The organism is Rhizobium rhododendri (assembly GCF_007000325.2).
Taxonomy (GTDB): Bacteria; Pseudomonadota; Alphaproteobacteria; order Rhizobiales; family Rhizobiaceae; genus Rhizobium; species Rhizobium rhododendri.
Window position 1 is genome coordinate 35,779 of the sequence record NZ_CP117269.1, and the last position, 20,292, is coordinate 56,070.

Genomic DNA, 20,292 nt, shown 5'->3' on the forward strand with positions numbered 1-20,292 from the left:
CGGGTTTGTGATCACGTTCTCGGCTGAGGTTGAAACAACGAGACGCAGAAGAAGATGCGGCAAAGCGCGCGCTTCACCGCCCGGATTTTAAGTTGGCTTCGAGGAAGCTTTAGGATCCCGGTTGTAAAGAAATGTAAGTGCTTAAAGCGAGACCCTAAGTGTATCCCGCAGAGTGAATGCAAGATTTGGGTCTTACCGATGGGCGGACACCTAAGCACGATAGTGACGATAAGATGACTGGCGCGTCTGAGGTGCGCCACCCTGAAGTCGGCAAGTTTGCCGTTTTCAAGCCCCTATGGCTGAAGGGCGAGAGCAATCAGCCTAAGCCTCACTGCACCGCATTAATAGGCGCTATTCTTTAAGCGTAGCCTTTCATATCAACATGGCAGGAATTCGATGACCAGTTTCAAATCATCCAGTGGATCCGATGCCAGCGACGTCCCGACGCTTTCGATGGAGACCCTCGCCAGCAATCCACACGAGGTTTATCGCCACTTTCGAGGCGAACTGCCGTTCATCCGGTCCGAAGCCGGCGTCTATCTGGTCCTGCGCGCCGATGATGTTCTCAACCTCTACAGCGATGCCAAGACGCGCCAGGTCGAAACAGAGTTGATCAATCTGCGAGGCGTCAGGGACGGGCCGATCTGGGATTTCATGACAAACGGCATGCTGACCTCGAATGGCGATGCTCACACGCGGCGGCGGTCGCCGATGGCAAAGACATTCGCATTCAGGATGATTGCCGCGCTGCGCCCGCATATCAGGCAGACAATCGCCGAGATTGCCGATGCCGTGACGCCCGACGGCTGCATGGACATGCTCGACGATTTCGCGACCGTTATTCCGGCAAGGGTGATTGCGTCGATCCTCGGCCTGCCGCAAGACGATGTGGGCAGATTTTCAGAGATCGTCTACCGTTTCAGCCCGCTCCTCGGCGGCTCCTGGCTTGCGCAGGACGTGCCCGAATTGCAGCAGGCAGCGGCCGATCTTCGGCGCTATGTCGGGGAGATCGTGACCAGGCGCAGCCTTGAAAAGGCGGATGATTTCGTCAGCGAGTTTATGTCCAACGTCGAAGAAGAGGGATCGCTGACGGCCGAGGAAGCCATCACCCAGATCATGACCCTGATTGTCGGCGGCAGCGACACGACCCGCTCCGCGATGGTCATTCAGCTCTCCCTGCTCCTCCAGCATCCGGATCAGTGGAACGCCGTCGTCGAAAATCGCGATCTGGTGCCGAACGCGGTCCTGGAATGCCTTCGCTACGAACCGGCAATCGGCTCGGTGCCCCGCGTCACCACGATGGATATCGAACTCGACGGGCACGTTCTTCCGGCTCACAAAGCGTGTTCCCTGGTCACCATGTCCGCCCTCAGGGATGAAAAGCTATATCCGGAGCCGGAACGCTTCGACATCACCCGCGAGCAGCTGAAATGGCATCCGGTTTTCGGTGGAGGCGCGCATCGTTGTCTCGGTGAAGCGCTGGCGAGGGCGGAGCTGGAGGAAGCCCTCACGGTGCTCGCCGAGCGCTTTCCCGGCGTCAAAGCCGCCGGTGAGTTTCCGAAGGTCAGGGGCTTCTCGGGCATTCGCCAGGTTCAGAACTTCGCCGTCAATTTAAATGGTAATCATCGCTACGAACATCTCAGGTCGACAGCAAACCCAAAATACTGAGCGCTCACTGCCGAAAGCCTTAACTCGGTTCCTCCCCACATCTATCAATCTCGCTGGATGCCGGTTGCAGCGCGCCAAGCTCGGCCAGTTCGTCACGGCGCTCGAGCGGTAACACCGCGGCGATGGTGTCGAGTACTTCGGCGCGGCGTTCAACAGGAGGCAAGGCTTTCTTGGGCATCGCCGGGCTTCGAAACAGTGTTTCTGGCGGCCTCGCGGCCGTCGGGTTTAGCATATTACCGGCCGAAATCATTCACCTCCGATAAGGGAGACTTATCGGAGGTGATTGGGGCGGTTATGGTTAATAATTGGTTACGGAAATAGATGCCACGTTCGATGCCGCTAAACGCGCTCTCGCCAATATAATCAATTGCCTAAGCGGCGCGAACTCGCGGAAATCGCAGTCAAAATCGGGCGACGACCCTCGGCCGTTGGCGGGGAAGGGAGCTTGTGGAAGAACTCGAAGGCGGAGAGATCGAAATGCTCGTCGCTGCCCATCGGGTTCATACCTTCCCCGCCAGTGTCACCAGCAGAAACAAGTGGGGCGATGTCGAGCATGATCGCGCTACCGGATACGGGCGAGCATATGACGCCTTACTGGGGTCGGTTCAGGCTGAGGGCGAAATCACACTGTAAGCCTTCGCTCCGCTGTCCCAATTTAACCCTTGTGAGTTTTGATGCCGGAAAGCCTTGGTTTGCATGGCCTTGTTACCGTCCCAAACAGGCTTCAGTTCATCTGGGACAGCTCGCATTTGGCGGCTTCGCGCCGATAGGAGACTTAAACTGCTTAGAAGTCGACGGCTGTTATGGGGCCGTCAGCGGACCGTCTGCTTTGAGGGGCTTAAGAGAGAATAGCAACCGGATGCTGTCACCGCTCACCGCTGGGCCGATTTACTGCCTGGGATTTCCTTGCCGTTTGCTACCACCCCGACGATATGTGCTCGCTTGTCTGGCGACGGCGCACCTTGACGACAACCCGGTCATAATGACCAGCGGAATCTCCGGGCGTTCTGCCCGCGGTGCCACATCCATGACCGGCCCGGGCATTTGCGGCGCCGACGACTGGCCTTTCTCATGACGCGGGCGCTGGGCAACCTGTTTGACGGCCAGTACTAGACGCTATGATTCTCGTCACAGCTTCTGGCTAAGAGATTTGTACAATTTCCGAGGATCCCCGGGATTCGGGACGAAAGTAAAGCAGTCGCAATACTGGTCGATCGCGTTCATGACGCCGAGCAGCGCCGGCGCTGTGAAGGCCAGAGCCTGGCCTGTTCCCCAGTGACTGGTGAAGTTTGCAACGATCGTCGCCATGTTGGCGTTCAAGCCTGCCTCCTGAGCGGGTTCGAGAATAAGGGATCCCCCCGCCTTGTGGAGTTTCACGGCAGCGTCGATCGCACCGAGGAATTCCCCCGCCAGCTGCTTGTTGTCATTGAAGGCGACGTCCACAGGTACGGGGATGCGCAGCTTGCTGATGAGGTCGCTCAGCCGGTATTCGAGATACTGCCGGACTCCCTCTTTGGCGAAGTCAGCCTGTCCGGCCTGCAGCATTGAAATTGTAAGATCACGCACCTTGTTCACCGCGCCGGCTTGCGGCAACACCGCGAACTGAGGGTTGCCTTCGAGCCGCTGGTGCCACCAGACGCCGGAGCCAGTGTGCTTGTTGAAGAGCTTTTCCAACATGGTGTCGTGGCTCAGCAGGATCACCTGCAGCCCGTCCGGGTTGGCCGGCCGGGCAAAGCTTTTCCGGAGCAATTCCACGAGATAGAGCTGGTGGCCCGCATCAAAGCTGGAGGTAACATCATCGAGCACGATAAACTTGGGCATCCCGCCGTACAGTGACGCGGCGGCAAGATAGAGCGCGATGGCGAAGGCATTGCGGTAGCTTTCCGACAACAGCGCCTGGGGTGACAGGTCGGCCAGCCCGTGGAACTCCTGCAAGCGGATCTGAAGATCCTCGCTATTGGCCCGTTTGACGACCTCCGGCGTTACACCGAAAAACGACATCTCCGCGAAGTTGGTCTTGAATACGGGCTCCACGGCGGCCAGACGGGCCTTGCTGATTGCCGCCTCTGCCACCCCGAAATCGTCCGAGGCCCGGTCCAGAAATGTCTTCAAACGCGACACGCGGCCGGCGCGGGCCTTCTCCCGGTCAAGGTCAGTCTGTGCGGCGTCGAGTTTGCCGAGGCTCTCTTGCATCCGGCGGGCCGCCTCAACCTTCTTCGTCACCTCAACTGAAGACTGGGGAAGGATCTTCTCCAGCTCACGCTGCTCTTTCTCCAGCGCCGCATCCCGGGCACCCGCGCGCTCGCGCAAAGTCCCCAGCCAGACGGCAAGTGCTTTGGCCTGCGCCTCGGTAAGCACCCCCTTTTGCGCCGTATCCGACAGGGCAGCGATCGGGCGCTTGGCGGCATCGGGTTCCAACAGCTTCTCAAGTTCTGTCAGGTCAGCCCAGCCCTCCTCGTTCCATTCGAGGCCCACCGCCTGCGTCGCTTCGTCGAGTGCTGTGAATGCCGAGAGCTTAGTGCCGACGTGGCTGTGAAGGTCATGGGCAACTGCACTGTCGCACAGCGGGCATATACCAGCGTTCGCCCACTCAGGCAGCTCAAGAGCCTTGGCCCCTGCCTGATAGAGCTGGAGGATGACATCGCCGGCCGTCTTGGCGACGGCCTCCTCGCGGTTCTTCGCGACATTCGCCAGCTGATTGGTGCGCTCGGCATCGGGCGCCTGCACGCTCAGCGTGACCAGTTCCTGCCGGAGCCGGACACATTCCCCGAGGCGCTCCCGTTGCGGGCCGCCCTCGGCAGCCTTGACGGCTTCGATACAGGCGTCCACGTCGATCTCACGGAACGTCTTGCCCGCGCAGAGTGCCGTCAGCGGGCCGATCTGCTCCAGTGCCGAGAAACAATTTGCAAGGCCATCGGCGAGCGGCATCGTGCCCCATTCGTCGCCCGTCAGGATCAGGTGGTCGCGTTTCAGGGCATCCCTTGCGTCATTTATGCCTTTCTGCGCGTGGGCTTGGGCTTGTGTATGGGCCTGCGCGCCGAAGTGGTTGTTGAACGCCCGCGTATTTGCCAGTGCCGCAAGGGCTTGGCGCATCCTGCTATAATCTGAGAGCCCCAGCAGACCCGCGAACGTGCGGCCCCGCGCCTGGGGTTTGGCCGCGATGAAATTTTGGAAGGTCGGCCCGTCGAGCAGCACGAACTCACGATTGAGAGACTGGAGGATGGCGTTGCCATCCCAAGTGCCGGATGCGGATACCGTTCGAGTTCCCGAGCTATCCCGCTTGACCTCGATTTCACAGGGCTGGTTCGTCACCATTTCGCGGAGCGAGAGCTTGATAGTCGCCGTCTGGGCAGGATGGAAACGGTTGAGGTAGTACTCACCGTCACGATCGCCCGGAGGGAGTTCTTCCAACCACGGCAGCCGCCCGGATATCGCATACCGGATGGCATCATATACGGATGTTTTGCCCACGCCGTTTACGGCGGAGACGCTATTGACCTTGTCGGACTTGAACTTCAATTCAAGCGGCTTGCCCTCATTGTTTATGCCACGGAAGCCCTCAATGCTCAGACCTTCCAAAAACCAGCCAGTGGGACCGGCAACGGGCGGAACTGCCGCAGCTGCGGTTGCGCCAGTTGCCGCAGGCGTGGGCGCAGTTGTTTGCTGTGCGGCGGCGGCTTCCGCATCAAGGATCGCTTGGACCATAGCATTCCAAACGGTCGAGGACGTATAGGTTTCATCGCGGAGGACCGGGTAGAAGGTCGTGAGCTGTGCGCTCAGGGCCGCGTCATGCAACCCGAGATGCGTATTGAACTTGGTGAGGTTGCTCTCCAGGTCAGCGTTTTCATCGAAGCCAAAGGCTGCCGTAACGGCCACGCTTCCCTCCCCCGTTGTTTTACTGAGTAATTAGCGGGTAAAGTGCATCTTGTGCAACAGCAACCTTAAATAAATCAGCGAAGCTCAAAGGTATTTGGGTAACACTTTGCCGCTCGCAGCAGCACCGCCGCTGCCACTTGGTGGTAGGCGAGGTTGGAATGTGCGACATATTCAGGAGCGTTGAGAGGGGCAAGAGAAATGGCGATTGCGTGCCTAGGTTGGGGATCGTTGATCTGGGATCCACGCGAGCTTCCTATCCGCCGAGAGTGGTTTGACGATGGGCCGCTGCTGAGGGTGGAATTCACGCGCCAGTCGAACAACGGGCGCATAACTCTGGTGCTGGAGCCGACAGCACCCGAGGTGCGATCGTTCTGGGCCATTATGGACACGGACGATTTGGCGCTCGCGAAACGGCAGCTGATGGTGCGCGAGGGGACGAAGAACGGCGACTGGGTGGCGACCTGGTCGCAGGGCGGAGCCGCGCCGGAGGCGCTGCCGGGCCTACCGGGCTGGGCCTTGGCGCATGGCGTGGAAGGCGTCGTGTGGACGGCACTGCCCCCGCAGTTCGACGGACAATCGGTGGCCCCGACCATTGAGCAGGTCGTCTCCTACTTACAGGGGCTCGAAGGTGCAAAGAAAGACGAGGCCGAACGCTATATCCGCCATGCGCCCCGGCAGATCAACACCCCGTACAGGCGGAGGATCGAAGCCGACCTTGGGTGGACGGCCCTGCCATAGGGCACTGCATGCGCCATCATGTCCCCATCTTGCGCAACGGGGAAGTGATGAAGCGGGATGACTGCTTCCGGGCGAAGGCAACGAGCGTCGGTATGGCCGCAGTGACGGCGCGTAGCCGCCTGGCAGCTATCGGTCCCCAATATCGGCTTAGGGCCAAAAGCTGACTTCGCTTGTTAGAGTGTCATTTCGCCCTCAGCCTGAACCGACCCCTTACTGGAGGCGGGTGCAGTTGACGAATGCGGCTTAGTGCAGCTTGCGACTAGAACTGTCGGCGCGCCCTTCGTCGGTCTTGTGACTGCGTGCTTGGTCGTTGCTGAACTGGCGCGACGCGCGAGAAATTATGTCCGTCCCATCTGGGAATGAAAGCCGACCCTGGAGCTATGGCTTTGCTAAACTGCGTGAGTCATATCTCAAACCATAGCCAACAAAGGCTGTTCATTGAGAAGCAAAGCATGCTCTGCTGGAAGGGAGCTTCCAAAGTCATCCTTCGGCTACGCAACGCTCAAATCCTCGGTGGTGAAGATCCTGTCGCTCGGATGGTGAACTTAATCAATCAGCAGTAGCTGCGACTAGGGGTGCCACTCCTATCTCGGTGGAAGCCACTGGATCAATCTCTTGAGGAGCAACTTCGTCTAACAACAGCCTCTTCAGCTTTTCTAAATTCCACGTTTCAAATGTAGCCCCTGTCAAGGCTTTGATCTCAGCTGAAAGTATTGGGTGCGCCGTGCCACCTCTACTCCAGTCGATTTTCTGATCCATCGTTACCATCACGACCCGGCCGAAATCGGCCCCGCCGCTTTGTGCTCTTTTTAAGCCAACCAAAAGGTCTGCCCATACAAAGAAGTCCCCGTCACCCGGGTCTTTAAATCCCGGAGGCGTTTTGGTCAATTTGCGTGATCTAGCAGTTCTTGAAAAACGCTCACGGGGTGCGAATGGGACCAGCGCTTTGTCTTTCAAAACGTCCAAGAACGCAAAAATTCGCCCGGAAGTCTTGTCGTCGTAGATATATCCAAAATCACCGGCGAATTCATCAAGCAAGGAGTTGAAACGCTCGGCAAAGCCGCCGAATGTTTCATCAACCCCGTCGACATCGGTCTTAAGTTGTTCGAATTTCTTTTTAACGCTCTCAGCTTTTGAATCGATCGCTTGGAACTGATTGTTCCAAAATTCCTGAATTACCTGACCCGGTACGATGAGCGGGCCAAGCGTCTGAGCCCTAAGGGCGTCGCTAAGGTCGTCACTCCAGGAGTATTTCCCGATCTTTAGCAAAACGTTTGCATCAAACGCCAACGCTGTTCTGGCTAACGTAACGTTGTCAGGCTCGGGTCTCATTGCGGACATTAATGCATCAATAGCATCGATTTCCGTTTCTCTTTCAAGGATTGCAAAAACGATGTCCACATCAGTGGCCGGGATATTCATTTCACTCATCGTACCAAACCGCCCCCGCTGCGCGCGCCAACTCACGCCCTAACAGTTCAACGCTGGAGGCATCCCATTCCTCGATAGCATTCAGACGCTCTGTCCATTCACCCTCGACGCCGGTCGGCAGCATCTCCAGCTTGAGACTGGGCCAATCGGTCACAACGGCGGGACGGCGTTCCAATAAGGACAGAAAAGTATTGCCAATAGTAGATGCCCAAAAAGAACCTTCATCTTCGCCCATCTCAGGGAAGAAGTTCTGTCGGGTCCAGACGAAGTGTAGATAACCTTCCGACTTAGGCGTTATCGTTTGCTGGACAACTGACCTTCGCACGAAGTGTAGCAGTTGTTTGTTGAATGAGCGCTTTCGCAACTGCTCTTCAAATTCGTCTCTGGTTGGGTTGAGATCTCTAAGATCGCGGATGATTGATTGCCAATCACCGCGTTCGTAGACGTTCCGTGCTGCTTCACCGAACCTTCTTTCAACGTTACCGGTGCCAAGGTTGCCCACCACGATGCGCCGCACTACCAGCCGTAGAACCGCTTTCATTCCGGTGATTGAGTCGGGGACATTTGCTGCAGCAAGCAAAATCGGTCTGACAGCAATAACACCCAAGCTATTCAGAGCGGAGAACACTCTCAGAGCCTCCGGCTCTGCCGGACCTGCCAATGAAGGATCGATCATTTGTAAATACAGTGGGAGGTTATCGGTTAGCATCTCCATAAGTTGCTCAGGCGGCGGAGGTTGGCGCCCCGAGAAAATGATGCGACCGGCGAGGAAGCCGAAGAGATCTTTCGGGAGAACGTGCCCATTCCGAACAGTTACAACGTGACGTATATATTGCACAAAGTTGTTTGCCCCTTCGACAGAAAACTGCCTAGAGATGGACTGCCACTGCTCGTATCTTGCGGGTCGATGCCTCGGCGCGGTTTGACTTAGTACATAATTTTTCAGTAGGTCGGCGGTCGTTAGGTCCTTACCTCTGGTATTGATAACTTCGAAAACTTGATAGGCTGACGTAGCGTCAGGGTGCAAGAAAACCGCGAAATACAATCTATTAGTGAGGAAATCAGTCCAGCGACCAAGGCGTTTAAAAGGATCTGAGCTGAGATCATTCTGCAGATTTCGAACAAGAAACTCATACGACTCAACAAGCTTCTTCGATACAGAGTCGTCTGGGAGGCCGATCGGCGCGCGACCGGTTTCTAATATAGCTTGAAACGTCGCGTTATCGAATTGGTCAGACAGTCGTACCCGCGCGGCAGTCTCGTCAGATTCGTAATCAATTGATCTAAGAAATCCGGCTTGGATCCGATCAGCGAGAGCTTTGCGGTCCCGCGCAATAGCCTCATGGTATATTGCAATCGCTAGAAGACTTAAGGTGATAATACGCTGTTGCCCGTCAACAACATCCTTCCTCTGGCTGTCGTCATCCTTAGACGAATTGCCGTCACGACTAGGCTGGTTTGTAAGGATGATCAGGCCAAGAAAGTACGTCGGTGCTTCAATATTGTGCTGTAGATCTCCCCAGAAGTCGCTAACCTCATCGTGGCCCCACGAATACTCCCGCTGAAATTGGGGTATTTCGAAAGTAGTCGTGGAGAACAGCGCGCCAGCGTTGCTAGCTGAAGCATTCAAAGGGGTTTGCAAATCCATTTCTCCTAAAAATCGGAGGCTTCATCAAAGGAAGCCACAACTATCGTAGCCGCCAAGAATGCGCAATTACCATAAGCGACCGCATCGATCGTTGTTGAATAAGCTGAATAGCCTAGCCTACCCGGCAGCACGGATAAGCGGTTCGAAACCGTTCAGCGCCTTCATCAAACTTATAAGAGGCTTACACCCACGCGTCGATCTTATGTAGTTCCAGCTAAAGTCTTAGATGATCCCGAGCTCTGCTTTTAGCGTGTGTAGATCCGCCAAAAATTGCTCGCGCATTTTGGTCGTGTAAATACGCGTAATTTTCCCTTGGTTTTGACGTTGCACGATCTTTCGCAAATCGGACATTCGCGCTTTCCAGGTAAGGCCGTCGGTCAAGAATAGGAGCGGGGTGTCGTGGCGTTTTGCCGCAATAATCGCGTCTAGATCACCGATGATATCGGTCATTTTTGAACCAGTCGCGGCATAGGCTTTTGACTCAATGACGATCCTCGGTCTGCTCTTATCCGGAACAGCAACATCACATTTCGCGGTTGTTCCGTCAGCACCCGTAAACGTACAGCGCGTCTCGTAGCCACCTTCTCCGAATACTTCTCGAACAAGGGCTTCTGCGAAATCCTCCAAGCCGCGTCCACGGCGCTGCCCTTGGATTGCAGAGCCTCGACCAGAGCGAAGACGTTCGACAAGAATGTCGCTCCAAACAGGCTGATAATTGATTGTCGCGGACATTGCCTCGGGCAAGCCCAGGCTTTCGAGTGTTGCTAAAAATGCAATTGGATCAGTCTTATAACGCGTAGAACCTATCCCTCCAGAACCAAGGGCGCTACGAAGTTCTGTCTCCATGCTGTCTTTCGAGAGGGCAAGAAAGAGGCGTGCGCACAGCAGCCCCTCGCTGAAATCGGAATCGAGCAATTCTTGTATGTCTTGGCGATCGTACTGCGTCTTTTTTGGCAATGCTGACAGTCGAGCAATTGCAGAGGCGGCAACATCATCCATCCACTCAACGGATAGAGGACTTAAACTTGCAACAACATCGTCGATATTTTGCTCAACGACCTGCATCAGCGACCTACAATGAGATATTCGGTAACGGAGGACCGCTCTACACCAGCATGCGTGCCGAAATGATACCGATGAGGTTTCTCAAATACCCGAACACTAGACTTGTGCTTTTTCATAAGTTCTTCAAGTACATTTAAATCCGGATATCCGTTAGAGCTATATGATAAAACTATTGTGCTCTTTCTGAAACGGGAAAACATTCTATCAAATGCTTCAACCGCTGTCCGCCGATAGCTGAATGGCGTGTATTTCTTGGCTATCTTCTTAACTTTTGTGGATTCGTCTATGGGAAGTCCCTGCCAGTAGCAAGACAGACCCTCAAGGAAATGATAGCGCTTTATGTAACAATTGTCGTCTGACCGCGGCACGTATGGAGGATCGAGATAAACGAGATCCACTTTCTTCGCGGCGAGCTCGAAAACATCTCCTCTAAAGGACTGATTTCGTCGGCCGTTGTCAAAGACCGCATTGTTGTAAATCTCAATCTGCTCGAGGAAATGCTCTTCAAGCGAAAGGCGCAGATCGCGCCTCCCGTCGTCATACCTGTCGAGGTTTCCAGATATGGTGAAAACGCCCCGAGGTTGACGTTTCAGGCATGAGCGGAACAACGCGGCGAACGCCAAAGCCTGATCGTACTGCCCTTCAAGTTGGCGTATATTGCCCGACACACGATCTAGGAATTTGAGATCCTCTGGCGTGTAAAATACGTCTCGGAAAGTCTGCTCTATGAAGTGGTGGGGACCTGGCTCCGGATCGATTAGGCGTTTTATGCTCTTACCGTCGAGCCGAACACTGCTGTTTTCGATTGTAGCGCGTGCGACCAAGCTGGAAAAATTCAGAAAGTCAGAGGCTACGACACGCCGGCCCATCGACTTCATCAAATAACCAACACTCCCCGTACCCGAAAATGGGTCCATCGCACTCTCGAAATCGATGTCATCGAGGACTTGGTAGATCCAAGGCAAAAGGCGTTTTTTGGAACCCATGTAGCGCAACTCTGGGTATTTTGCGGCTTGCGCCGGCAACTCAAGCGCTTTGCGCTTCGCTACAAGCGGAACAACGCGGGTATCGGGCACGGATCTGGCTGTCGAATCTCTCATTGCAAATTCATAGCCGATGGCGAAGCCAAGCGGCAAAGGAATAAAACACATCCCCCGGTTTAATCCACGGAACTGGCAAGCGGTTACGAAATCGGCACGATTTCGCCGGCGTGTTTGATCGAACCGACCCTGGCAACGTCAAAAAACACTTGGCGCTAACCTTGTCGCGGGGCTGCAACTTTCCCGCACCATTATTTGGCAGTCAATCCAGTCTGGTCGAGGGACGAGGCAACGATCATGGCGCGGAACTCATCCAGAAACTCCCGACGATTGGAACGACTTTCTCGACAGTTTCGTCGATGACAAAGAACCCCTTGCTCGCATCAAAGTAAAATCTCCACGGTAGCATTCGTGCGGTTACGATCGAGAATAAATCAGGTAGGGATTGGCCCAACCATCCCAGTTGACGATGCGGGCAACAAAGCGCAAAGTGGTGATACAGACCTGTCTCACCACCCGGAATATAGCTCATGCCGTCACAAGCCGCTACCAGTGACAAACGCCAGCACATCATCGAAACCGCCTATGCCCTGTTCAAAAGCGGGGGGTTTCACGCCACGGGAATAGACCGCATCATCGCGGACGCCGACGTGGCCAAGATGACAATGTACCGACATTTTCCAAGCAAGGACGGCCTGATCGTCGAAGTCCTGCGCTACAGGACGGACCGATTCAACAGGCAACTTGACGATCTCGCCGAGAAGGTCGTTACTCCGTGCGAAAAGATCGCCACTGTCTTCGACTGGTATGAGCGCTGGTTTCGCAGCCCGGAATTTCACGGTTGCCTGTTTGCCCATGCGCTGGCGGAATTCGGCAATGCCGGCCATCCCGTGTTTCAGGCGGTGGCGGGGCACAAGGACGGACTGAGGCAGCGTCTGCAGGATATTCTCGAAGCGGAGATGCCGGCGGACCGGGCGGAGAGTGCAGCGACTGCACTGTTCATGCTGCTGGAGGGTGCCACGCTGCTTGCGCAGATGGGGCAGGGCGACGCCGCTATGCGCGACGTCCGTCTCGCTGCATCAAACATCCTCGGCATGCCTGGCGAACGGCGATGACAGCGACCGTTATTGCGCTCGCGCTATTCGCCGCAGTCCTGCACGCGACATGGAACGCTTTCCTGCGCTCGGGTGCCGATCGCCTATGGACCGTGACGGTCATGAGCCTTTCGATGGCCGCAGTCGCTGTGCCCCTTGCCTTCGTGTTTCCTCTTCCGTTACCGGCAGCGTGGCCCTATCTCGTCTGCTCCTCCTGCCTCCAGGTTGGCTACAGCGTCTTTCTCGTTTCGGCCTATCGGCATGGCGAACTTGGCCAGGTCTACCCCGTCGTGCGCGGCAGCGTGCCGCTGCTGGTGACGCTGGGCGGGCTGGCCTTTGCCGGCGAACGTCTCAGTGGAAGCGGCACGATCGGCGTTGCTCTTGTCGCCATCGGCATCATGAGCCTGTCGCTAGGCCGATCCCGCGCCTCTACCGCCTCGATCCTGTTTGCGCTGCTCACCGGTCTGTTCATCGCCAGCTATGCCACCGTCGATGCGATTGGGGTGCGTATCTCCGGCAATGCCCGCAGTTATGCCATCTGGATTTTCCCGATCTACGGCGTCCTGATGACCGCAATCTTCATCCTTATAAGGGGAAGGTTGCGGGTAGATCTCCGTGCGCCTGAGACATGGACGGCGATCGGCGGCGGGATGGTCTCGCTTGTGGCCTACGGCGCGGTGATCGCTGCCTTTGCCCTCGGCCCCGCCGGTCCGATCACGGCACTCAGGGAAACCAGCGTGGTCTTCGCCGTTCTGATCGGCCGCGTGTTCCTCGGCGAAGCGCTGACGTTCAGGCGGATCGCCGCCTGCGTCATCGTCGCCGGCGGCGCCGTCTGTCTCGGCGTCTTATGACGGGAGGCGGCAGCCCATGACCAGGTCCATGTTGATCGGCATCGCGGCCGCCCTCCTGGCCGCATTAGCGTGGTCGACGAATTTTGTCGTCCCATATGTGATCGGTGACTACTCGATCTTTGATTTCGCCGTCTTCCGGTTCGTCATCTCAGGTGCCATCGGGTTCGGTTTTCTCGCCTTTAAGTGGGATCTTGTTCGCCTGTTGACACTGCGCGACTGGCTAACTGCTTTCTGGCTCGGATTCATCGGTTATGTCGGCTATTTCCTCACGGTGGTGGGCGCCGCCATCTTTGCTGGTCCCGTCGTGGCGCCGGCATGTCTGGGGCTGGTTCCCGTCGTTTTGGCCATCGCGGGCAATTTGCGTCAGCCGGTTCTGCAATGGCGTGGATTGGTTCTGCCGCTCGCCCTGACTGCAATCGGTCTTACCCTTGTCAATATCAGCGTTTTCGAGCCTGCTGGACTTCAGACCTCGTCGTCACTTCTGGTCGGCATCCCGCTGGCCATTGCCGCCGTCATCCTGTGGACCTGGTTCGGGCTTGCAAACCAGACCGCATTGGCAGAGCGTCCGGGCATGCACGGCGCCGTCTGGACCGCGTTGATCATGGCCGGCGGCGGATTGGAAATGTTGGCGTTCATTCCAGTCGGACAGATGATCGGCGTGTTCGAAATCCCGCGTCTCGGCCTATCTTGGAATGCGGCGGCCCCTTTGTATCTATGGGGTGTGTCGCTGGCTATTTTTGCATCGGTTGGCGGCGCTCTCGCCTGGACGCTTGCAGCGAAACGATTGCCTATGACGCTTTGCGCGCAACTGATCGTTTCAGAAACCGTTTTCGGAACGGTGTTCGGGCTAGCGGCGCATGGACGGCTTCCAACTTTGACGGGAGGATTGGTTGCCGCGATCGGAGCGTTTAAACGAGACAAAGCAACAGGCTGTGACGCAATCTAGATCTTGAGGGCGTCTGTTCGGAACGTTCAAGACCGTCATGTGCGAAAACAGGCCCGTTTATCCATGAAACCGGTCCCGGTATGCGTTGGGGCCAATGCCCAGGCGGAGGAGAAAAGCCCGTCGCATGGTCTCGGTCGAGCCGAAGCCGCATCGCGTGGCGGTTCGCGCCACGCTTGCGCCGTCCTCGAGAAGCCGGCGAGCGCTTTCGACGCGGATGGTCTCGACGCTGTCCGCCGGCGTGCGGCCGGTACACTTTCGATAGCGCCGCGAAAAAGAGCGAAGGCTCATGCCCGCCTTGTCGGCCAGCACGCCCAGCGACAGATCTCGGTCAAGATGGTTCGCGATCCAGCCATGAAGCCGATCGAATGTCTCGTCGGCTTCTTGTAGCGCGAGCGCGGCGCTGAACTGTGCCTGTCCACCGGGCCGCTTAAGGAACACGACGAGCTGGCGCGCGACTGCCAGCGCCAACGGCCGCCCCTTGTCCGCTTCCACCATCGCCAGTGCCAGATCGATCCCAGCGGTGACGCCTGCCGAGGTCCAAATCGGTCCATCACGGATAAAGATTGGATCGGGATCAAGATGAACCGCGGGATAGCGTGCGGCGAACTCGGCACATCGCCCCCAATGCGTCACGGCACGGCGGCCATCGAGAAGCCCGGCCTCGGCGAGAAGAAAGGCACCACTGCAAACGGATGCGGTCCGAGCCGTCGAAGCGGCCCGTCGGCGGATCCAGTCGAGAAGGGCGGGGTCGCGGCAGGCAGCGTTGATGCCGTAGCCACCGGAGACGATCAGGGTTCCGGGGCCGCTCGCCGCCTGGGCCAGTGCCTCAGATCTCAAAACGATGCCAGAGCTCGTTGCGACCTCCTCTTCAGCGGAGACGATGGTGATTGCATAAGGTTTTGGGGCGCCAGACGGGGTGAGGTCGTTGGCCGTGGCAAAGACCTGCGCCGGCCCCGTGATGTCCAGAAGCTGAGCATTCGCGAAGGCAAGAATCTCTATGCGATGAGGTGAAGCGTTTGGCATGAAATGAGCGATGATTGGCGCAATTGCCAAGTCATCACGCGTTAAAGTCTGGCAGTCAAGACAGGAGTTGGCCCATGAAGTTTCGTTTCGGTATTCTCTGCTTCCCCGCAGTCCAGCAATTGGACCTCACCGGTCCCTACGAGGTCTTCGCTTCCGCTGATGGCGCCGAGGTCCATCTCGTATGGAAGGACCTTGAACCCGTGCGATCCTCGACCGGCCTCTGGCTGAGGCCCGACACGCGTTTTGCCGACGCGCCGGACTTCGACGTTCTTTGCGTGCCAGGCGGCGCCGGCATCAATGCGCTGCTTTCCGATGAGGAGACGCTCGCCTTTGTGCGGGACAAGGCGGCGAAGGCTCGCTTCGTGACGTCAGTTTGCACGGGATCGCTCGTTCTTGGCCAGGCCGGTCTCCTTGAGGGCCGGAGGGCCACCACGCACTGGAACGCGCACGCCTTTTTGGAGCGCTTCGGCGCGGTACCGGCAAAGGAGCGGGTCGTTCGAGACGGATCCCTCATCACCGCGGGTGGCGTGACGTCTGGTATCGACTTCGGACTTACTGTTGTCGCGGAGCTATTGGGACGGGAGGAGGCCGAGATAATCCAGCTCTCGCTAGAATATGCGCCGGCGCCTCCCTTCAGCTCGGGCCTGCCCGAAACTGCCCCCTCGTCCGTGCTTGCGGCAGCGCGAGCCCGCATGGCGGGATCGCGAGCGGAACGCGAGGCGCTTCTGGTCGGCAGGTCTGTATAGAAACAGACATCCAGATCTGCGCATCTTAACCCGATACCCCAGTCCGTCCGCGTGCGACGGAAGCAATGTTTATCCCGCCGATGCCATGAGCGGTCCAGGCGCCGATATCCAACGAAACGACAAGCCTTAGTTCCCTGTCGAATATGCGCAGACCCGCTTCATATATATGATACAGGACATTATCACATATAGAAGGCCAGCAATGCGCCGACGACCGCGCTGCGGATTCCGGCGCAAAAGTCGGTATTCTGCAGCGGCGCAAAACCCAGTCGCGAAACTGAAATTTTAATCGGGAGATTCGCGACACTCTTGCAGGAGGACCTGCCAGACGGTAAGCTCCCCTCGTTATGAAAACCTTTGTTCTCAACATCGCAACGGCCTTCTTCGACGCCTAAAGGCTCTCCCCTTGCCGAAGGGGTTCGAAGCAGGTGCATCGCACCTGGGTACGTTTTAGCCAGCCTCGCTTTGGCGAGCCTGTAGTGCTGGCTGCGATTTTGAGAGCCTTCCATGAAATTCGCGTATTCTCGCGCCGATCTTCCAAGCGAAGATTTGGCGAGCGGTCGAGTTCTATTTAGCCGACCCGGTCTCACCGCCTTTCCTGTCCGTCTCGCCAGTGAATTGTTCCTGCGAGCGGCATCCGTTCTAGCAAGCGGGGGCCGGCCGTCACCCTATCATTTCTATGATCCAACTTGCGGAGGCGGCTATCTCGCAACCGTGTTGGGGTTTTTGCATGGCGACCAGCTGCAAAATATCAGCATGTCCGACATTTCGACCGAGGCCGTTTCGGTCGCGGTCAAAAATGCGGCTCTTCTCACGTCGGAAGGCCTTTCTTGGCGTCTCAGTGATCTAAGCAACCTCGTTGTTCTGCACAACCGCCAAAGCCATCGTGCCGCCCTCCAAAGTGGTAACAAGCTTTTCGCGCTGCTCCGCCATTTACCTACAAATGTGTTTAACAGGTCGCGGAAATATCCCCCATTTTTCCGCCGATCCTGGCTAGACAGCTCGAAGACAGGCCGTGATGAAGCTTTTTCAGAGGCCTTGTCGGCCCATTTTGTCGCCATCCGCCTGGTTCGGCGGATTCTGGACGCGATTATGCCGTCGCCAGCAGCTTTGGAATTCTCACCAGATTATAGGCGGTGGCTGTCAGGGTGAACATCCAGCCGACGCGATCATTTCCGCGATGCCGGGTCTTGCGCATTCCGCCGCTGGTCTTGGCCCAGCCAAACACTTCTTCGATGCGCTTGCGAATGCGCTGACTGACACCGTAGCCGGGATGATGGGTGGTCCGACCATCAATTGCCGAGCGTCGGTTCGTCGTGTTCTGGGCGACGTGTGGCGTCACCTTTGCGTCCCGCAAGGCTTCGACGAAGTCGGCAGTATCGTAGGCTTTGTCTGCAGCCAATGTGATGCGGTGACGACCATCCATGCGACCCACCATATCCAGAGCTGCCTCGCGCTCTGCGGTTCCACTCGCATGGGTCAGCGTGGCGTCGACAACCAGGCCGTTGCGGTTTTCCATTATGACGTGACCCATGTGGCAAAGCTTGGCCGCCTGGCCACGGGCCTTCTTGTAAAGCCTGGCATCCGGGTCAGTGGTCGACGCATGGGTTGCGTTGCTGCGCTTCTCACCGTGGAAATCACGCTCAGAGTTGCGGCCTGCGGCCTTTGGCGGCTGTTTCCCTTCAGCGCCAGAGCCGCTGTCGTCAGTGTCGCTACCATCTGCGCCGTCCCTGGGTTTGAAGCTCTTCATGCTGGCCCAGGCTTCGATCAAGGTGCCGTCCACCGAGAAGTGGTCGTCTGACAGCAATGCCTTAACCCGCGGCTGGCTTAGCAAAGCGGCTAGAAACTTGGCGGCGATGTCGCCAGCCAAGAGCCGCTCACGGTTCTTGGTGAACACGGTGACGTCCCAGATCGGCGCGTCCATCGACAAGCCCACGAACCAGCGGAACAGCAGATTGTAGTCCATCTGCTCCATGAGCTGACGCTCAGAGCGGATCGTGTAGAAGGCCTGCAACAACAGAGCGCGCAGCAGCTTCTCCGGCGGGATCGACGGCCGGCCGATCGCTGAATACATCCCCTCGAAATCCGGGGACAGAACTTCCAGCGCCTCGTCTACGATGGCACGTATCGGCCGCAGCGGATGGTTTGCCGGAACGCGGGCTTCGCAGCTTACATAAGAAAACAGACCCGCCGTCTGGTCATCACTGCCGCGCATGTTCTGCTCCCGCCAATCAATCACCCAGGCATGGAATCACGCCAGTCCGCTCACAGCAAGGGCCTTTTTCCGCAACCTGTTAAGGCCGATGCGGCAGATGCCGATCTGGTTGCTTCAAAGCTCGCCGCTCTACCACCTGTCGATCTGGTGATTGCAGACGTGCCTTACGGCAAACAAGAGCATTGGCGAACAGGATCACACGAACCCGCCCTGCTGACCTCACTAGCCAGCATCAACGTTCCGGTCGTGGTCCTGGCAACCGCCAAAGGAATAAAATTCGACTATGCCGGCTTCGAGCGAGCCGGCAAATATCTTCATGGCCATCGCACGCTATGGCTTTTCAGAAACAGCAACTTCAACGCCAACGCTGCCAAATCTTGAAGGAGATTTTCTATGCCACTCGTCATTCTCACCGGAGCATCAGGGGCCGGCAAGACCACAATTGCGGAAGCGATCGAAAACCGACACGGCCAGGAGTTCGACGTTTTCTACAAGGACCGTATCGGTGTTCCGTCTGTGCAAGAGATGGTCGATAAATTCGGCTCTGTCGAAGGGTGGCAGAGAGCTGCCACTTTCGAGTGGATGGCTCGATTATCTCTGCTCCTGGCGCAAGGCCGGAGCGTTCTTTTTGAAGGCCAGTCACGATTTTCGTTTCTGACTGAGGCCGTCGAACATGCGGGTATTACATCCTACACCGCGATCCTCGTCGATTGTAACGACGAAACGAGGGCCAGACGGCTAGCGGTCGATCGAGGCCAGCCTGATCTTGCCAACGAGGACATGATGAACTGGGCCAGTTTCCTTAGAAATGAGGCAGCCGGGTGCGAAATTCTCGACACCTCGGCACTGACGTTAGAACAAGCGATCGGTCGCGTCCTTTGGCATTTGTGGGGCGAAGATGTTTAATCTCGAAACGTGTACGGCTAGCGCGCACGCTGGGAACCTTCAGAATTGGGTCATGGAATATCTCTCGACGAGCTATTGGGCGAACCGCGGTCTTCGCGACGGTCTTTTGCTCCATACGCGGTATTGGATGGGGCCTCTGTCAATAGAGCTTTCAAAGCTGGAACGGTGCTGCGGACCTGAGCCAGAGATAACCTATCATGTCCCGCGCGACATATGAAACAAGCGAATTGAAAACATGGCTGCCGATCTCCGTGACGCAGAAAGCTTGCCGCCGTTAATTGTCGGATGGCACGAAAGGCGTCTTATCGTTCGCGACGGCAGTCACCGGCACGCGGCTATGACATCCAAGGGGTGGAAATCCTGTTTTGCTGTTGTCTGGTGTAATAGCGAACAAGACTGGGCATCTGCGCTTTCGCAAAATACTGCTTTCGAACCTCGCTAAAGTCGGGCTACATGAGGAACATAGTTCTGGATATTTGAGACAATAGCCGATGTCGCGGATCGCCATTCTCGGTAATGCAGGTGGGGGAAAATCCACTCTCGCTCGCAAACTTGGCGAGAAGCGAGGTCTTCGACATGTCGAAATTGACCGCATTCTTTGGCAAGAAGGTTGGGTTCTAACTCCGCCTGACATCCATGCACTCAAGCATGAGCAGGTCATTTCCGAAGATGCCTGGGTGATCGACGGGCTTGGGAGCCTGGATTCGATCCCGGCGCGCGTTGCACGAGCGACGGAAATCATTCTCATCGACATGCCCTTATGGATGCATTTCTGGCTCGCCGCAGAACGGCAGATGGCCTGGATGTCTGGGAAACTCGAGCATGCCCCAGGCGGTATTTCTGCTATGCCCCCCACGCGAGAGCTTTTTCGTACGATCTGGGATGTCGACCAGGGATGGATGCCGGCACTTCGAGAGCTTTGTGCAGAGGCGAAAGTCCAGGGCAAGCCACTGGTGCAACTTCGGAGCGTCGACGAGCTAAATGCATTCGCAGATGCTATCTGACTTGGACACAAGGCGCCTGTCGCGGAATTTCTAAATTCGCA

General features: G+C 57.0%; 19 protein-coding genes. 10 read left to right on the forward strand and 9 right to left on the reverse strand.

Going from position 1 to position 20,292, the window contains the following annotated elements; genetic code table 11:
• Positions 1-396: 396 nt before the first annotated feature.
• On the forward strand, positions 397-1,668 hold the full coding sequence (locus PR018_RS25015) for a cytochrome P450 (protein WP_142832518.1): 1,272 nt from the start codon (positions 397-399) through the stop codon (positions 1,666-1,668).
• A gap of 19 nt (positions 1,669-1,687) precedes the next feature.
• Here PR018_RS25015 and PR018_RS25020 read toward each other — a convergent pair whose 3' ends face one another.
• From PR018_RS25020 to PR018_RS25030, 3 genes are all read right to left on the reverse strand, one after another.
• Entirely contained in the window at positions 1,688-1,846 is a 159-nt protein-coding gene (locus tag PR018_RS25020; protein ID WP_153816501.1) for a hypothetical protein, read from the reverse strand.
• A gap of 185 nt (positions 1,847-2,031) precedes the next feature.
• Complete coding sequence (locus tag PR018_RS25025; protein ID WP_142832519.1) at positions 2,032-2,223, reverse strand: hypothetical protein; 192 nt, start codon at positions 2,221-2,223, stop codon at positions 2,032-2,034.
• Positions 2,224-2,796: 573 nt separating this feature from the next.
• Positions 2,797-5,544 (reverse strand): ATP-binding protein, encoded by a 2,748-nt coding sequence (locus tag PR018_RS25030; RefSeq protein WP_142832520.1) that lies wholly within the window; start codon positions 5,542-5,544, stop codon positions 2,797-2,799.
• A gap of 228 nt (positions 5,545-5,772) precedes the next feature.
• On the opposite strand from PR018_RS25030, the gene PR018_RS25035 reads away from it, so the two are divergent.
• Entirely contained in the window at positions 5,773-6,282 is a 510-nt protein-coding gene (locus tag PR018_RS25035; RefSeq protein WP_142832521.1) for a hypothetical protein, read from the forward strand.
• Between the two features lie 549 nt (positions 6,283-6,831).
• Here the strand turns inward: PR018_RS25035 and PR018_RS25040 are convergent.
• From PR018_RS25040 to PR018_RS25055, 4 genes are all read right to left on the reverse strand, one after another.
• Positions 6,832-7,713, reverse strand: a complete 882-nt coding sequence (locus PR018_RS25040) for a PIN-like domain-containing protein (protein WP_142832522.1) — start codon at positions 7,711-7,713, stop codon at positions 6,832-6,834.
• The gene (locus PR018_RS25045) at positions 7,706-9,361 is read right to left on the reverse strand and encodes a DUF262 domain-containing protein (protein ID WP_142832523.1); all 1,656 of its coding nucleotides are present in this window, start codon (positions 9,359-9,361) and stop codon (positions 7,706-7,708) included. The genes PR018_RS25040 and PR018_RS25045 overlap by 8 nt, the downstream gene beginning before the upstream one ends.
• A gap of 222 nt (positions 9,362-9,583) precedes the next feature.
• Positions 9,584-10,426, reverse strand: a complete 843-nt coding sequence (locus tag PR018_RS25050) for a DpnII family type II restriction endonuclease (RefSeq protein WP_142832524.1) — start codon at positions 10,424-10,426, stop codon at positions 9,584-9,586.
• On the reverse strand, positions 10,426-11,577 hold the full coding sequence (locus PR018_RS25055; protein ID WP_244615594.1) for a DNA adenine methylase: 1,152 nt from the start codon (positions 11,575-11,577) through the stop codon (positions 10,426-10,428). Before PR018_RS25055 ends, PR018_RS25050 begins: the two co-directional genes overlap by 1 nt.
• 419 nt (positions 11,578-11,996) lie before the next feature.
• Between PR018_RS25055 and PR018_RS25060 the strand changes: the two genes are divergently transcribed.
• From PR018_RS25060 to PR018_RS25070, 3 genes are read left to right on the forward strand one after another with little or no spacing between them, the layout of a single operon-like run.
• On the forward strand, positions 11,997-12,581 hold the full coding sequence (locus PR018_RS25060) for a TetR/AcrR family transcriptional regulator (protein WP_279621500.1): 585 nt from the start codon (positions 11,997-11,999) through the stop codon (positions 12,579-12,581).
• Entirely contained in the window at positions 12,578-13,411 is an 834-nt protein-coding gene (locus PR018_RS25065) for a DMT family transporter (protein WP_143123523.1), read from the forward strand. The genes PR018_RS25060 and PR018_RS25065 overlap by 4 nt, the downstream gene beginning before the upstream one ends.
• Before the next feature lie 16 nt (positions 13,412-13,427).
• Complete coding sequence (locus PR018_RS25070; RefSeq protein ID WP_279621501.1) at positions 13,428-14,357, forward strand: DMT family transporter; 930 nt, start codon at positions 13,428-13,430, stop codon at positions 14,355-14,357.
• A gap of 57 nt (positions 14,358-14,414) precedes the next feature.
• Here PR018_RS25070 and PR018_RS25075 read toward each other — a convergent pair whose 3' ends face one another.
• A complete protein-coding gene (locus PR018_RS25075; protein ID WP_142832604.1) occupies positions 14,415-15,380 on the reverse strand; it encodes a GlxA family transcriptional regulator in 966 nt (321 codons plus the stop codon).
• 74 nt (positions 15,381-15,454) lie between these two features.
• Here PR018_RS25075 and PR018_RS25080 point away from each other — a divergent pair, with 74 nt between their 5' ends.
• A complete protein-coding gene (locus PR018_RS25080; protein WP_142832603.1) occupies positions 15,455-16,126 on the forward strand; it encodes a DJ-1/PfpI family protein in 672 nt (223 codons plus the stop codon).
• Between the two features lie 507 nt (positions 16,127-16,633).
• Positions 16,634-17,278, forward strand: coding sequence for a hypothetical protein (locus PR018_RS25085; protein ID WP_279621502.1), 645 nt, complete (start codon positions 16,634-16,636; stop codon positions 17,276-17,278).
• Here the strand turns inward: PR018_RS25085 and PR018_RS25090 are convergent.
• Positions 17,217-18,341, reverse strand: a complete 1,125-nt coding sequence (locus tag PR018_RS25090) for an IS5 family transposase (RefSeq protein ID WP_143123525.1) — start codon at positions 18,339-18,341, stop codon at positions 17,217-17,219. The genes PR018_RS25085 and PR018_RS25090 overlap by 62 nt on opposite strands.
• A 30-nt stretch (positions 18,342-18,371) precedes the next feature.
• Between PR018_RS25090 and PR018_RS25095 the strand changes: the two genes are divergently transcribed.
• From PR018_RS25095 to PR018_RS25105, 3 genes are all read left to right on the forward strand, one after another.
• The gene (locus PR018_RS25095; RefSeq protein WP_279621503.1) at positions 18,372-18,722 is read left to right on the forward strand and encodes a hypothetical protein; all 351 of its coding nucleotides are present in this window, start codon (positions 18,372-18,374) and stop codon (positions 18,720-18,722) included.
• A 12-nt stretch (positions 18,723-18,734) separates the two neighbouring features.
• Positions 18,735-19,247, forward strand: a complete 513-nt coding sequence (locus tag PR018_RS25100) for an AAA family ATPase (protein ID WP_142832164.1) — start codon at positions 18,735-18,737, stop codon at positions 19,245-19,247.
• A gap of 491 nt (positions 19,248-19,738) precedes the next feature.
• The gene (locus PR018_RS25105; protein ID WP_142832163.1) at positions 19,739-20,251 is read left to right on the forward strand and encodes a P-loop NTPase family protein; all 513 of its coding nucleotides are present in this window, start codon (positions 19,739-19,741) and stop codon (positions 20,249-20,251) included.
• Positions 20,252-20,292: the final 41 nt, after the last annotated feature.